This is a genomic window from Solibacillus kalamii (assembly GCF_002174535.1).
GTDB lineage: Bacteria > Bacillota > Bacilli > Bacillales_A > Planococcaceae > Solibacillus > Solibacillus silvestris.
Genome location: NZ_NHNT01000001.1, coordinates 461,546 through 475,903 on the forward strand (window position 1 = coordinate 461,546; position 14,358 = coordinate 475,903).

Consider the following 14,358-nt stretch of genomic DNA (forward strand, 5'->3'; position numbering starts at 1 on the left):
GTATAACTAATGAATCGAAAATATACGATTCCTTATGAGGAACTCGGTGCTGAAAAGCTTTCTGAATTAATTAACGCGTTCTACTCTCGAGTGGCGAAGCATCCTTTATTAATTCCTATTTTTCCTGAAGATCTGACGGAAACAATTCGTAAACAAATACAATTCCAAACGCAGTATCTTGGAGGGCCTAACCTTTTCAGTGAAGAACATGGTCATCCAATGATGCGTGCTAGACATATGCATTTTAAAATTACACCCGATCGTGCCCAGGCATGGCTTGAATGTATGGCAGAGGCGATGGACGAAGTGGGCTTGGACGGGAAATTCCGTGAAGTTTACTATAAGCGTCTCGTAATGACTGCTCACCATATGGTCAACGCCCCAAATGATGAGGAGGGATTTGAGTGAATAATATCCAACTTTTACAGCAACCTGTTGCACCATCCACATGTAATAAACCGATTGAGCTTTATATTTTTATTGACCCCCTTTGCGAAAAAGCATTATCTCTTCAAACGACAATGCGTAAACTGCAAGTAGAATATGGTCATTACTTTACATGTCGATATGTCCTTAGTACGGAACTCTCTGCTCTCAACAGCATGACGAGCCGGATGAAAGGCTGTGTTTCCGGAGCGGAATTGGATATTACACATCCAGCATTACCTTCAATTGCAATTAAAGCGGCTGAACTTCAAGGAAAGCGAGCAGGTTTCCGCTATTTAAACAAAGTTCAAGAAGTAGCGACACTTAATACACGCAATATCAATTCCCATGCGACATTAATTGAAATCGCCCAGCAAGTTAACCTGGATATGGATGAGTTCGTGTCCGACTTTGGTTCAAAAGAAGCAGCTCGTGCCTTCCAATGTGATTTATACTTAACACGTGAAATGGAAGTTGAAGAAATTCCAAGCATCGTATTTTTCAATGAATGCATTGAAGATGAAGGCCTGAAAGTAAGCGGTTCTTATAATTATGAAGTTTACGAGCATATTTTAGCAGAATTGCTTGGGGAAGAATTAATTCGCCAACCGGTTCCCGCATTAGACGAGTTATTCGATCGATTCAGCACCTTAACAACAGCTGAAGTAGCCGAAATCTACTCAATCAATGAACAACTGGCAGAACGTGAATTAAAGAAACGCATGCTTCAGCAAAAAGTAGAACGCATCATGACTGACGAAATTACACTTTGGCGTGCAAAAGAACGCACGACCTACTAAATAATTTATAAAACGCACTTATACAATATTTTGACCAGCTATGCATTCATGCAGGGCTGGTTTTTTGTTTTTTCCGGAGGTTGTTCCGAGTTGGGATAAGGTAAGTAGATTCTTTTAGGGTTGTAAGAATAGATATAGGTAAATTTGCCCCTGTGCTTGTTTATACGGCTGTGAATGGAGAGCCTGCTAGCATCAGTTAGGGAGAGTACGAAAGCTGTTGTGAGGGATTCAGAAGCGTTTTGGGATGAAGTGCAGTAGCGCTTGTTTTATTCGCCGTTTGGATTGGAAAAGTAGCAGTTTTTGGGATGAAAATAGAACGTTTGCCTTGGAATGTGGGAATTTTCGAGTGGAACGTGGAACACTTGCCTGATTAAGTAGAACGTTCTCTCTTTATACGCCAATTTAATCGGAAAAGTAGAAACTTTTCATCGGAATGTGGAATACTTGCCTGATTAAGTAGAACTCCCTTTCCCCTTAAACCTACTGCACGGATTATGGAGAACAAAACAAAAGAGGCGCCTTATTCTCGAGAAATAAGACGCCTCTTTTTCACAAAGGGGATGGGAGAAATGTTCACGTTCAAACAAAGGGGTGTATGTTTGTTATGTGATTTATTTCACGAGTATTACTCTATCATGGAATAATATTTCTTGCAATGTATCTTTCACAATTTCACAAATTCGTCATATAGTAAGCGTTTCCATTCAAAGAAAAGTGGTTTAAAACAAAATGTCATAAATCTGTAGTCAACTCCCCGCCTCAAACGCCGATACATCAACATTTCCCAACCCTTCCCCCTCAATATCAACCGCAATGTTTTTCCATCAAATTCATCATCGAATAAGTAAATTTACATTTTTTCAAGCAAAAAACGCACCTGAAACAGATGCGTTTTCACAAACTATTAATTATTTAATAATAATTTTTCAAGCTCTTCTAGCTTCTCTTCGAATACTTGACATGCCAATGCAATCGGTTCCGGAGATTCCATATCTACACCCGCAGCTTTTAATACTTCGATTGGGAAGTCCGAGCAGCCTGCTTTTAGGAAGTTGTTAATATAACGCTCAACTGCCGGTTCGCCTTCTTCTAAAATTTGTTTAGATAATGCTGTTGCCGCTGATTGACCTGTTGCGTATTGGTATACGTAATAGTTGTAGTAAAAGTGTGGAATACGTGCCCATTCCAGACCAATTTCCTCGTCAACTGTCATTGCATCACCAAAGTATTGTTTGTTTAGATCGTAATAAATCGATGTTAATTTTTCCGATGTAATCGATTCGCCTTTTGCATCCAATTCATGAATCATATGCTCAAACTCAGCGAACATTGTTTGACGGAATACCGTACCACGGAAACCATCCAGCCATTGATTTAATAAATAGATTTTCTGCTTATCATCATCTAATGTTTTCATTAGGTGATCAAATAATAGTTCTTCGTTACATGTTGAAGCTACTTCTGCAACGAAAATCGAGTAATCTGAATATTGATATGGCTGGTTGGCACGTGAATAATAACTGTGCATCGAGTGGCCGAATTCATGTGCCAATGTATAAAGGTTATTCACATTATTTTGCCAGTTCATTAAGACATACGGATTTGTACCGAATGTTCCCGAAGAATAGGCACCGCTGCGTTTCCCTTTGTTTTCTAGCACGTCTACCCAACGGCTTTCCAAACCTTTTTCGACGATTTCCTGATATTCTTTACCAAGTGGCGCGAAGCTTTCTACCATCGTTTTCTTTGCTTCGTCATATGTTACTTCCATTTTCACTTCTTTAACAAGCGGCGTAAATAGATCGTACATATGCAGCTCATCTACACCAAGTACTTTTTTGCGAAGCTCTACATAACGGTGTAATGCCGGTAAGTAATCATGGATTGTTGAAACAAGCTGGTCATACACTTTTTCAGGAATGAAGTTATTGCTAAGTGCTGCATGACGCGCTGAATTGTAATTACGAACTTTTGCATTTACATTATGTGCCTTTACATTACCTGCTAATGTAGTCGCAAATGTATTTTTATATTGACCATAAGTTTTGTAAACGGCTTTAAATGCTGCCTCACGTACTTCGCGATTGTCGCTTTCAAGCATTGTAATATAGTTACCGTGCGTAATTTGTACTTCTTCGCCGTCTTCCCCTTTAATTTTCGGGAATTCTAAATCAGCATTGTTTAATGCGCTGAATGTTTTGCCGGCTGTCGATGTCACTTCCGAAAATTGCGCAAGTAATTCTTCTTTTTCAGCTGATAGGATATGAGGACGGCCTAAGTTAAGTTCTTTTAAGCTTTGTTCATATAATGAAAGTGGTTCATAGCTTTCCACATAGCTGTTTAAAGTTGCTTCATCCAAGGCTAAAATTTCAGGCGTAATAAATGACCACGCTGCCCCTACATTTGTAAGAACAGAACGCACACGACCATCCAGATCCTGATATTTACTGTTCGTAGTATCCTGGTCATGTTTTAAATGTGAATATACGTACAATTTGTGTAAACGCTCGTATAATGCATCGCTAAATTGCAAAGTGTTGTATAAGCTTTCCGCACTATCCGCTACTTTTCCTTTATAATTTGAAGCTTGTTTTGATAATTGCTCAACTTCCTTCAGTTCAGCTTCCCACGTTTCATCCGATTCAAAGATTGATGTTAAATCCCATGTTAATTGCTCAGGTACTTCTTCACGCGTTAAAATTTGCTTTGCCATTTAATTGCCTCCTACTATTCCGATATTCGAAATTATAAATCTATTTAAACAATTTCAACATCCAATTGCAACCAATTCGTCGTATAGAACATTAAAAAGTTGTTCTTCGGCTATATTTTCATCCAGTTGCTCAATTTTAAGATGTCTTAAAATTGTTAAATAATGTTCCACCGCTGTTTTCCGCTCATTCGTCAGCTCCAATTGACTCCATTTGAAAAAGTAAGGAATCGCTTGCACATTCATCGTTTTAGGTGTGAGCGCATGGGCGTTCATAAAATGAAATAGCCCTACTTGCCATTCTATACAGAATCGGTTAAAAGCATGCGTATTGCAGACAGGAATCCCTAAAAAAATCGGTAAATTCGTCATAGTTAGCCTTAATTCATAAATGGCTCGAAAAAATCGATCGTTAACCCCTTTTTTGCTCAATAGTAGACGGTGACGGATATAGTGCTCCCGATAACTCCTGTATTTTTTTAGAATCAAATGAAATTGTGATTTTGATATTTTCTCTGGAACTAAAAGCGGAAAACGTTGTTGGCTAAGGGGCAATGGCTTAACGACAGTAAAATACTGCAATTTATGAAGATGGATTAAATTGCTTAGATAGTAGAAAGTTCTACTTTTCTCATCGTAGGTGATGAGGTATTTCTGTTTTTTATACTGTTGCACAAACTGCGCGTTTGTATGATTCATTGAAATTTTTACGATACCGGGACTTTTGAATTTTTCGGGAGTGTGCAATATCCAGATCGGTGTGATTTCAGCATTTAAATAGCCGGTTGTACGCAGTTGAAAAGATGGATGCGCGATTGGGCTGCACTGAAATTCAATAGCATATTGGCGGTCTTTAAATGTAATGAGGAGATCTGGCCGCTGTTGTAGCTGTGGTAAATACGGTTCAAGAACGGGACGTAGCTGAAGGCTTGTAAAAAGTTGAAAGAGGTGTTGTTTCCCGAGGAGATGCGCGGCAGATTCCCCTTCTGAAAACAAAGAATCGCATTCACTATTTTTTTTATGGGCAAAGTGCGGGATTTTTATTCGACCAGCTTTTAACAGAAGCTGTTCTTTACATTGAGGACAAAAAAAGGATTGCTGCTTTTTTAATTTTTGCAACTCATCCAGCGGCAGTTTCGACGTTAAATAGAATAATTGCTGTTGTTCCGTCAAAGCGACCAGCATTCGCTACCCCCCTTTTTTTATCCATCTTAATGAACTGAACATTCAATTTCAACTTATAAATAGTAACTATTGGAAACTGATTTTTTCAAAGGATTTCTACTTTTATTGATTGCCGTTCCCTTTTATAGACGAACTTTCCACTTTTCCGTCACAAGGTTCTACTTTCTCGATGCTCTGTTCTGCTTCACACGCACGATATTCCACTTTCCTCAACCATTATTCTGCTTTTGCCCCTCTATATTCTACTTCCCCCAACCAGATATCCCCCCAGCACAAACACAAAAAAGCCACCTGAAATCAGGTGGCTTTCGTAAACTGCTGTCCTAATCAAAATACGTAATGATTGTTTCGAAGCAGTCTTCAGCAATGATTGTTTCCCCGTACTCTTCAAGGCGGTGCGCTGTAATTTTGGAAGCAGATAAATATTCAGTACATAAAGCGATGATATTTCTCGCTTCCTGGCTTTCCAAATCTTTTAAATCTACATATAAATAGTAATAATCTTCCCATTTATACAACACAGACTCTATTCCTAATGGTGCTGCGCGTTTTGCAAGAGGTACTAGTTCGTCAATATCTTTAAATCGGAATCGGGCATTTTCAAGCGATTGTTCTTCTTCTTTTGCAGCTTTGCCAATCGCATTGAAGATCGATTCTTCCATTTCATTTAATTGATCTGATATATGAAGGTCATCTTCAAAGTTGCCTGTCATTGAAGAAGTTTCGGAGTCATTACCTACAGACGCGCGTGTAACAACGACTTCCAATCCACTTTCTGAAGCGTTAATATGAATCCAAATTGGACCATCTAAATCGAAATAATCATCTGTATTTATTTCACCAATGATATCCCAGAAAAGCTCTTCACCTTTTGCGCGATTGTACCATATTTCTTCGCGAGTATAACCGCGGTCCTCGATATCACTATACGTAATAAATAATTTTAGCGTATTTTCATTAATGCGTTCGATGTCCATTAGACCTCAACCCCCTTCACAGTCATTGTATAGAACGTCGCTTTATTTCCAAGTGGCATACAATATGGCGTTCTATTGCATCGGAACTGAGATACTTTTAAATATTAGAAGTATCTATAACTCTATTGTATGATGGAATGGATTAAAATGAAAAGGAAAAACATTATTCATCATAAATTATTTGAATAATTGAAATTGTATTGCACCACTCCATTTAAATCAAGTAATTAAGGTGTCTTTCTAATATGTTCTAAAATAAAAAAAAGATGCTACAATTGCACAATATGCATCCGTAACATCATGAGCGGTCTATTTAGTTAACCATGCGTTGGGCTTCTTGCAACTGGTATGCTCGTACTTTACGAGGCAGGAATCGACGAATTTCATCTTCGTTATAACCGACTTGCAGACGTTTTTCATCTAAAATAATCGGACGGCGTAATAATCCTGGATATTCCTGAATAAGCTCATATAATCGCTGTAATGGCAATGTTTCAACATCAACATTCAACTTTTGGAAAATTTTCGAACGCGTCGAGATAATTTCATCGGTACCATCTTCTGTCATTCGTAAAATCTCTTTGATTTCACTAATTGTAAGTGGCTCGGAAAAAATGTTGCGTTCTGTATATGGGATATCATGTTCCTCTAACCATGCTTTTGCTTTTCGACATGAAGTACAACTTGGTGAAGTAAATAATGTTACTAACATTGGCTCACTCCCTCTCTAATTGATTTCAATTCAATTGCTAGATGTTGCTTCCTTTTAATGAAGAAGCACAAATGTATAAATAAAACTCAATTTAGAATTAATTTAATTTAAGATTCTGTTCCCATTATACATGAATAACCCATGTTTGAATATACAATGTCAACAAATAATTCAACTTACGTAATAAATTTTATTACGTATTTCTCTCTAATAAGCACACTTTCTAGAATTTTGTGCCATATTAAAATTTACCCATAAAATAGTAAAATAAAACGTACTGATTTTTAAAGTTTTTTCTCATTTATCAAATTGTAATTGAGAAAAAAGTCAGATAATATCATGCCATTTCTTAAAATATAATTATCTATTTACTACTATTTCCATTTTCACTTTGTTTTATTCCTATTTCTTTAAATAAAACAATTGCTTTCTTTTCAATACTTACGTTATAATCCATTCAAGATTATGAAAAACGATGACGAAGAGTAGTACATTTAATTTGAATGCCTAGAGAGTCTGTGGTTGGTGCAAACAGATCATTCGTTAAATGGAATGGACTTCCGAGTTAGCTTGATGAACGTTTCTATTAGTAGTCCAGCTCGTCGCCTTCACGTTACGAAGTAAAGTGGCCAATTGAGGCAAGCTGGGTGGTACCGCGGATTTTTAACATCATTCGTCCCTTCTATTTTCGAATAGAGGACGCATGATGTTTTTTTATTTTCATTTGATTTTTAAGGAGGAACACCCAATGAAAACCATCTTTTCAGGTGTACAACCAACAGGAACAATTACTTTAGGGAATTATATCGGTGCGATTAAACAATTCCCCGCTTTACAGGAAAACAACAACGCCATTTACTGCATCGTGGATCAGCACGCAATTACTGTGCCACAGGATCGACTTGAGTTACGAAAAAATATTCGCTCATTGGCAGCAATGTATATCGCATGTGGCATTGATCCGAAGAAATCGGTTTTATTTATTCAGTCAGAAGTCCCTGCCCATGCCCAAGCAGGCTGGATGCTTCAATGTGTCGCTTCAATCGGAGAATTAGAGCGCATGACACAGTTTAAAGACAAATCGACAGGTAAAGAATCCGTTTCTGCCGCACTTTTAACATACCCGCCGTTAATGGCTGCCGATATCCTTCTGTACAATACAGACATCGTACCAGTTGGTGAAGACCAAAAGCAGCATATTGAATTAACACGAGATTTAGCTGAACGTTTCAATAAGCGCTACAATGATGTATTAACGATTCCTGATATTCAATTGCCGAAAGAAGGCGCTCGTATCAAGTCATTGCAGGAGCCAACGAAAAAAATGTCAAAATCCGATACAAATTCAAAAGCGACGATTCGCCTGCTTGATACAGCAAAAGAAATCGAAAAGAAAATCAAATCCGCAGTAACGGATTCTGAGGGAATCGTTAAATTTGATATTGAAAACAAACCGGGTGTATCGAACTTGCTTATTATTGAATCTGCCCTATCCGGTACAGCGATTGCAGATTTAGAAGCAAAGTATGAAGGCAAAGGCTATGGTGATTTTAAAGCTGGAGTAGCGCAGGCTGTTATTGACCATTTAACACCAATTCAAGAACGCTATTATGCACTGATTGACTCACCGGAACTTGATGAAATTTTGGATGAGGGTGCAGTAAAAGCGAATGCCATTGCCTCTAAAACACTCAAGAAAATGGAGAACGCGATGGGTTTAGGCCGTAAACGACGCTAATCATCCCACCAATAGCAACAATCAACAGATACAACTCTGCTCCATGTACAATGTACAGTAATACAGCATGCCATGAATAGCCGAGCGTGCGGTAATTCAAGTATAGAATCATATTACTGATCGACATGACACTGAGCCCATAAAAAAATAAAAATAGTACGAAGCGTGTCAAAACACCATCCTTCGTACAACTATACGAAAAACGAACGTGCGATAGAAGAAGCACGTTCGTTTTTTGTCATTTATTAATCTGTATATTTTTTGAATAATAAACAAGCATTATGTCCGCCAAAGCCCAGTGAATTGCTTAACGCATATTCAACTTCCGCTTTTCGTGCGGCATTTGGTACATAGTCCAGGTCACATTCCGGATCCGGATCCTGTAAATTCATTGTCGGTGGCAAAATGCCTTCCTTCAATGCAAGTACCGTAAAGATTGCCTCAATCCCGCCTGCTGCACCTAATAAATGGCCTGTCATACTTTTCGTTGAACTCATCGCCAATTTATAGGCATGGTCACCAAAAACAGTTTTGACTGCCTGTGTTTCAAATAAGTCATTATATGGTGTACTCGTACCGTGTGCATTAATATAACCAACGCGGTCAGGAGATACTTGTGCATCATCGATCGCCATTTGCATCGCACGTGCTGCACCTTCACCGTTTGGAGCCGGTGCTGTAATATGGTGGGCATCCCCTGTTGAACCATAACCAACGACTTCTCCGTAAATTTTTGCACCGCGCGCTTTCGCATGTTCATATTCTTCTAAAATTAAAATCCCTGCACCTTCACCAATAACGAAGCCGTCACGGTTTTTATCAAATGGACGTGATGCAGTAGCCGTATCCGGATTTAACGATAACGCTGTGTTTGCACTGAAGCCTGCAACCGCCATTGTTACGATCGGCGCCTCTGCTCCACCCGTAATCATCACATCAGCGTCTCCACGTTCAATTACTTTAAATGCGTCACCAATCGAGTTAGTTCCCGATGCACAAGCCGTTACGGAACAAGAGTTGACCCCTTTTGCCCCAAGATAAATCGATACTTGACCTGAAGCCATATCCGGAATCATCATTGGTACGAAAAACGGGCTCACACGTCGAACACCGCGTTCCTGAAAAGTTAAAAACTGCTGCTCATGCGTTTCCATTCCGCCAATCCCTGACCCGATCCATACACCTACGCGTGGCGCCATTTCCTCTGTAATAGTCAAGTTGGCATCTTTTGCAGCCATCATTGAAGCAGCGATCGCATAATGTGTAAAACGGTCCATTTTGCGTGCTTCCTTCTTTTCAATATATTCTTCTATATTAAAGTCTTTTACTTCTGCCGCTACAGACACAGTAAACTTACTCGTATCAATTCGTGTTAATGGTCCAATACCAGACTTGCCTGCAATTACATTTTCCCAGGCTTGCTCTGCACTGTTTCCTACTGGCGTAACTGCACCGATTCCTGTAACAACAACTCTTCTTTTCTCCATTATTTAACACCCTTTTCTAAGTTAAGTTCTTTTTCCTCTATTTAAAGGTTAATTTCCATTTCAGTCGAACGCTTTCCAAAGGGAAAAATATTGTACCATTCTCCCAGGAGCCCAAGTTTTTATTTACCCCACTTTAATGCGAGCGCTCCCCATGTAAGCCCACCGCCGAAACCCACTAAAACAACGATATCATCATCTTTGATTTTACCAGACTCCAAATCTTCTACAATCGAAATTCCGATTGAAGCGGCAGATGTATTGCCGTATTTTTGGATTGTTTTCGACATTTTTTCCTCTGGCAAGTCAAGACGCTCTCTTGCGGCTTCCATAATGCGGATGTTTGCCTGATGCGGCACTAAATAATCGACATCTTCCTTAGTCATGCCTGCCTTTTCGATGACATTTACAGCCGATTCGCCCATTTGACGAACCGCAAATTTAAATACTTCACGACCATTCATTGCAATGTGATTTTTAGGATTTAAATAAAGATGCTTTCCGCCTGTTCCGTCAGCTCCTAGTTCGAAAGCCAATATACCGCGCCCTTCCGAAACTTTTCCAAGAACGGCCGCACTTGCACCATCTCCGAAAAGGACAGCCGTGTTGCGATCATCCCAGTCCACAATTTTCGACAGTTTTTCAACACCTACTACTAACACATATTCATAACTATTGCTCTCAATAAATTGCTTGGCAATAGCCGTTCCATAAATGAATCCTGAGCATGCCGCGGACACATCCATAGCGCCGCATCCCGATATTCCAAGTCGCTCTTGAATCTGACAAGCTACACTCGGGAAATTCTGATCCTGTGTAACGGTTGCCACTACGATTAAACCGATTTGATCCGGCTTAATACCTGCGTTTTCAATAGCTTGCAATGCTGCTTTATATGCTAAATCCGATGTTTCTTCATTCTCAGCGATAAAACGATTTTCAATACCTGTACGAGAACGAATCCATTCATCTGATGTATCTAAAACATTTTCAAAATTCTTATTTGGTATAGCTTTTTCCGGAACATATTTCCCCATCCCTATAATACCGGCATTCATATAATAGCCCCCTTGTTTTCTCGTGAATCAAAAAATATAACTAATTATTAGTAGTTGGTACTAATTATAGAGCATAATTATTTTGAACACAATTAAAATTTCTGGAAAACGAGGGATTGGGGGAAATATTCTTGTTTTCTCCCCATTAAATTGGCTATACTAACCGAGAAACACCTTACTCAAATTGACATGCGGATGGACGTTTATTACGTGTAAATTTTTTACTGAAACAATTGTTAAAAACGAACATTGATAGAGAAACAAATTCGAGCTAATCTTCTCTATTTTCCTGTTAATTCCTACTTAAAAAAGCGATAAAAATAGGCATTTATGACAACTTGAAGAATAATTTGATTCGCCCTTTTAATTTCATGAAGGCTTGTGGTATGATATTGAAGATGTAATTTCACAATAACGTTATAAATAAGTTCAATGAGGTGAATTTGATGCAATATATCATTACGTTCTTTTGGTCATTCTTATTAGTTTCAATGCTAAACTATGTAGTAAGTTCTGTATTAAGTGTAGATTTTAACTTCATGAATGGCGTAATCGTATCATTAGTATTCAGCGTATTAGTTATTATTATCGCTGCAATCATTCCAAACGAATCAACTCCAGAAGCAGAAGCAGAAGCAGAGCATCATTAATAGATAACAAGGGGCTGTCCGGTAAAATTACTGGACAGCCCCTTGTTATTTACCGCTCTATTTGTTGCGGCGCTTACCAGCCTCATTTTTTATTAGAACACTTCTATCCAATATTAGATGTTACATACTTGATATTAGAAAAGTTGGCTTGTTTATTTGAACAGTAGCACCTCTTATTAGAACAGCTGACATTTATATTAGAACTTCCGACTTTTATTAGAACTTCTTCATTTTTATTAGAACTTCTTCATTTTTATTAGAACTTCAGTCAGCCTTATTAGCACATCCCTACATACAAAAAAGCTTGTACGCCATTCACGTACAAGCTTTTTTTTACACTTAATTTGAATTTATAACCAACTCTTCATTTTCCAATGCAATTGACAATGTTCCACCTGCTGCGACTTCCCCTTTTAACAGTTCACGTGCAACAATCGTTTCTAAATGGCGTTGAACAAAGCGTTTTAATGGACGTGCACCGAATTGCGGATCAATCCCATGCTTGACAATCCAGTCGACCACTTCACCGTCCACTGATAACGTAATTTCCTGTTCGGCAACTCTATCTTGAAGCTGCTTTACATATTTCCAGGCAATCTTATGGAAGTGCTCGTTCGATAAGGCATGGAACATAATAATATCATCCATCCGGTTTAACAGCTCTGGTTTAAAGTGCTGACGTAATGCCGTTTGGACAAGCTGTTCCGATTCTTCTGATCCTTCCAGTAAAAACTGCGAGCCGATATTCGATGTCAAAATAATGACGGTATTCGTAAAGTTGACGATCCGCCCTTGGCTATCCGTAATGCGGCCATCATCGAGCACTTGCAGTAAAATATTCGCAACATCCGGATGCGCCTTCTCGATTTCATCCAAGAGTACAACGGAATACGGGTTGCGGCGTACCGCTTCTGTCAGCTGACCGCCTTCTTCATAGCCAATATAGCCTGGAGGTGCTCCGACGAGGCGCGATACAGAATGTTTCTCCATATACTCGCTCATATCAATACGGATGAAATGATCTTCTGAATCGAATAATTGTGCTGCCAATGCTTTTGCCAATTCGGTTTTTCCGACACCAGTCGGCCCTAGGAACAGGAAGCTTCCGATCGGCTTATTCGGATCTTTAATACCTGAACGTGCACGCCATACTGCTTCTGTTACATAAGTTACCGCATCGTCCTGACCGACTACCCGTTCATGCAGCGTATCTTTTAAACGGAGCAGCTTTTCGCGTTCACCTTCAACAAGCTTCGTTACCGGAATACCTGTCCAGCGTGAAATGATTTTAGCAATTTCCTCTTCCGTCACTTCTTCACGCAGCATGCGGTTACCTTCCGACTGTTTCAGCTGCTGTTCCAACTCGGTAATTTCCTTTTCAAGCTGTGGAATTTTACTGTATTGGAGCTCACTTGCCCGCGCTAAATTATTGCCTGAAATAAATAAGTCATCGCGTTCGGCCTCCATTTTTTTCAGTTCATCTTTTTTATCGCGCACGATCTGCAAGCCGTTTTTTTCAAGCTCCCACTGTTCTTTCATCGATTTAATCGAAGTTTCCAATGTATCAATTTCATCAGTAATTATTTCAAGACGCTTTTTGCTCGCGCCATCTTTTTCTTTTTTCAAAGCCTGCTGCTCAATTTTAAGCTGTGTAAGACGGCGCGTTAACTGATCCAGTTCCTGTGGCATTGAATCGATTTCAATACGGATCATTGCACATGCCTCATCAACGAGATCAATCGCCTTATCCGGTAAAAAGCGGTCTGTAATATAGCGGTTTGCCAGCTGGGCCGCTGCAATAATCGCGCGGTCATGAATGCGTACGCCACGATGATGTTCTTCAAATCGATCTTTTATACCGCGTAAAATGGATACCGTATCTTCAATAGAAGGTTCACGCACCATTACTTGCTGGAATCGGCGTTCCAATGCAGGATCTTTTTCGATATACATGCGGTACTCGTCCAATGTTGTTGCTCCAATACAATGCAGTTCACCGCGTGCTAGCATTGGTTTCAGCATATTTCCTGCATCCATTGCTCCGTCCGTTTTCCCTGCACCGACAATTGTATGAATCTCATCGATGAATAAAATGATGCGTCCTTCTGATTCTTTTACTTGTTTTAATACAGATTTCAGTCGCTCTTCAAACTGTCCGCGATACGATGCACCGGCAATGAGCGCACTCATATCCAGTTCATAAAGCTCCGCATCTTTCAATCCTTCAGGTACATCCCGTCTCACAATACGCTGTGCCAATCCTTCGACGATCGCTGTTTTACCAACACCTGGTTCACCGATGAGAACCGGATTGTTTTTTGTTTTACGTGACAGGATACGAATGACGTTTCGGATTTCTTCATCTCGTCCGATAACCGGATCCATCTTACCTTTTTTTACTTGTTCAATTAAATTACGTCCAAATTGTTCTAATGGCGGACGATTATCTTGAGTTTGATTAAATTGCATACAGTGCACCCTTTCATTTAGTTTGACCTTTTTTGATTAATTTAATTATAAGTCAAAATTGGTCAAACAACAAATAATTACACCCAGATTCCTTCGCATATATGTTCGTAAAAAAAATCGATCACTTTGCCTATATGCAAAGTGACCGA

At 39.3% G+C, this 14,358-nt stretch carries 11 protein-coding genes and 1 other annotated feature; of the genes, 4 read left to right on the forward strand and 7 right to left on the reverse strand.

From position 1 onward, the window contains the following. Positions 1-9: 9 nt before the first annotated feature. Together CBM15_RS02280 and CBM15_RS02285 are read left to right on the forward strand one after the other, a co-directional pair. Entirely contained in the window at positions 10-408 is a 399-nt protein-coding gene (locus CBM15_RS02280; protein ID WP_008403570.1) for a globin domain-containing protein, read from the forward strand. Next, entirely contained in the window at positions 405-1,226 is an 822-nt protein-coding gene (locus CBM15_RS02285; protein WP_008403571.1) for a DsbA family protein, read from the forward strand. Before CBM15_RS02280 ends, CBM15_RS02285 begins: the two co-directional genes overlap by 4 nt. Before the next feature lie 904 nt (positions 1,227-2,130). On the opposite strand, the gene pepF is transcribed toward CBM15_RS02285, so the two are convergent. The 4 genes from pepF to spxA all read right to left on the reverse strand — a co-directional run bounded on the left by pepF (position 2,131) and on the right by spxA (position 6,810). Next, positions 2,131-3,939: an oligoendopeptidase F gene (pepF, locus tag CBM15_RS02290; RefSeq protein ID WP_087615572.1), complete on the reverse strand. Its 1,809-nt coding sequence runs from the start codon at positions 3,937-3,939 to the stop codon at positions 2,131-2,133. Positions 3,940-3,993: 54 nt separating this feature from the next. Beyond that, positions 3,994-5,121, reverse strand: coding sequence for a competence protein CoiA (locus CBM15_RS02295; RefSeq protein WP_087615573.1), 1,128 nt, complete (start codon positions 5,119-5,121; stop codon positions 3,994-3,996). Between the two features lie 323 nt (positions 5,122-5,444). Continuing rightward, positions 5,445-6,098 carry an adaptor protein MecA gene (gene mecA, locus CBM15_RS02300; RefSeq protein ID WP_087615574.1) on the reverse strand — a complete coding sequence of 218 codons (654 nt, stop codon included), beginning with the start codon at positions 6,096-6,098 and terminating at the stop codon, positions 5,445-5,447. A gap of 313 nt (positions 6,099-6,411) precedes the next feature. After that, the gene (spxA, locus tag CBM15_RS02305) at positions 6,412-6,810 is read right to left on the reverse strand and encodes a transcriptional regulator SpxA (RefSeq protein ID WP_008403575.1); all 399 of its coding nucleotides are present in this window, start codon (positions 6,808-6,810) and stop codon (positions 6,412-6,414) included. A 466-nt stretch (positions 6,811-7,276) separates the two neighbouring features. Continuing rightward, positions 7,277-7,494 (forward strand) — a binding site (T-box leader). Positions 7,495-7,558: 64 nt separating this feature from the next. Here spxA and trpS point away from each other — a divergent pair. Beyond that, positions 7,559-8,548: a tryptophan--tRNA ligase gene (gene trpS, locus CBM15_RS02310; protein WP_087615575.1), complete on the forward strand. Its 990-nt coding sequence runs from the start codon at positions 7,559-7,561 to the stop codon at positions 8,546-8,548. A 245-nt stretch (positions 8,549-8,793) separates the two neighbouring features. Here trpS and fabF read toward each other — a convergent pair whose 3' ends face one another. Beyond that, on the reverse strand, positions 8,794-10,035 hold the full coding sequence (gene fabF / locus CBM15_RS02315) for a beta-ketoacyl-ACP synthase II (protein WP_008403577.1): 1,242 nt from the start codon (positions 10,033-10,035) through the stop codon (positions 8,794-8,796). A gap of 119 nt (positions 10,036-10,154) precedes the next feature. Continuing rightward, entirely contained in the window at positions 10,155-11,090 is a 936-nt protein-coding gene (locus tag CBM15_RS02320; RefSeq protein WP_087615576.1) for a beta-ketoacyl-ACP synthase III, read from the reverse strand. A gap of 446 nt (positions 11,091-11,536) precedes the next feature. On the opposite strand from CBM15_RS02320, the gene CBM15_RS02325 reads away from it, so the two are divergent. Then, complete coding sequence (locus CBM15_RS02325) at positions 11,537-11,740, forward strand: YjzD family protein (RefSeq protein WP_087615577.1); 204 nt, start codon at positions 11,537-11,539, stop codon at positions 11,738-11,740. Positions 11,741-12,079: 339 nt separating this feature from the next. On the opposite strand, the gene CBM15_RS02330 is transcribed toward CBM15_RS02325, so the two are convergent. Beyond that, entirely contained in the window at positions 12,080-14,209 is a 2,130-nt protein-coding gene (locus CBM15_RS02330) for an ATP-dependent Clp protease ATP-binding subunit (RefSeq protein ID WP_087615578.1), read from the reverse strand. Positions 14,210-14,358 lie beyond the last annotated feature (149 nt).

Bases quoted from the DNA above. Each gene is read 5' to 3' on its own strand.
- CBM15_RS02320 (WP_087615576.1), bottom strand. From the start codon at position 11,090: ATGAATGCCGGTATTATAGGGATGGGGAAATATGTTCCGGAAAAAGCT.
- pepF (WP_087615572.1), bottom strand. From the start codon at position 3,939: ATGGCAAAGCAAATTTTAACGCGTGAAGAAGTACCTGAGCAATTAACA.
- fabF (WP_008403577.1), bottom strand. From the start codon at position 10,035: ATGGAGAAAAGAAGAGTTGTTGTTACAGGAATCGGTGCAGTTACGCCA.
- CBM15_RS02280 (WP_008403570.1), top strand. From the start codon at position 10: ATGAATCGAAAATATACGATTCCTTATGAGGAACTCGGTGCTGAAAAG.
- mecA (WP_087615574.1), bottom strand. From the start codon at position 6,098: ATGGACATCGAACGCATTAATGAAAATACGCTAAAATTATTTATTACG.
- CBM15_RS02325 (WP_087615577.1), top strand. From the start codon at position 11,537: ATGCAATATATCATTACGTTCTTTTGGTCATTCTTATTAGTTTCAATG.
- CBM15_RS02330 (WP_087615578.1), bottom strand. From the start codon at position 14,209: ATGCAATTTAATCAAACTCAAGATAATCGTCCGCCATTAGAACAATTT.
- spxA (WP_008403575.1), bottom strand. From the start codon at position 6,810: ATGTTAGTAACATTATTTACTTCACCAAGTTGTACTTCATGTCGAAAA.
- CBM15_RS02295 (WP_087615573.1), bottom strand. From the start codon at position 5,121: ATGCTGGTCGCTTTGACGGAACAACAGCAATTATTCTATTTAACGTCG.
- trpS (WP_087615575.1), top strand. From the start codon at position 7,559: ATGAAAACCATCTTTTCAGGTGTACAACCAACAGGAACAATTACTTTA.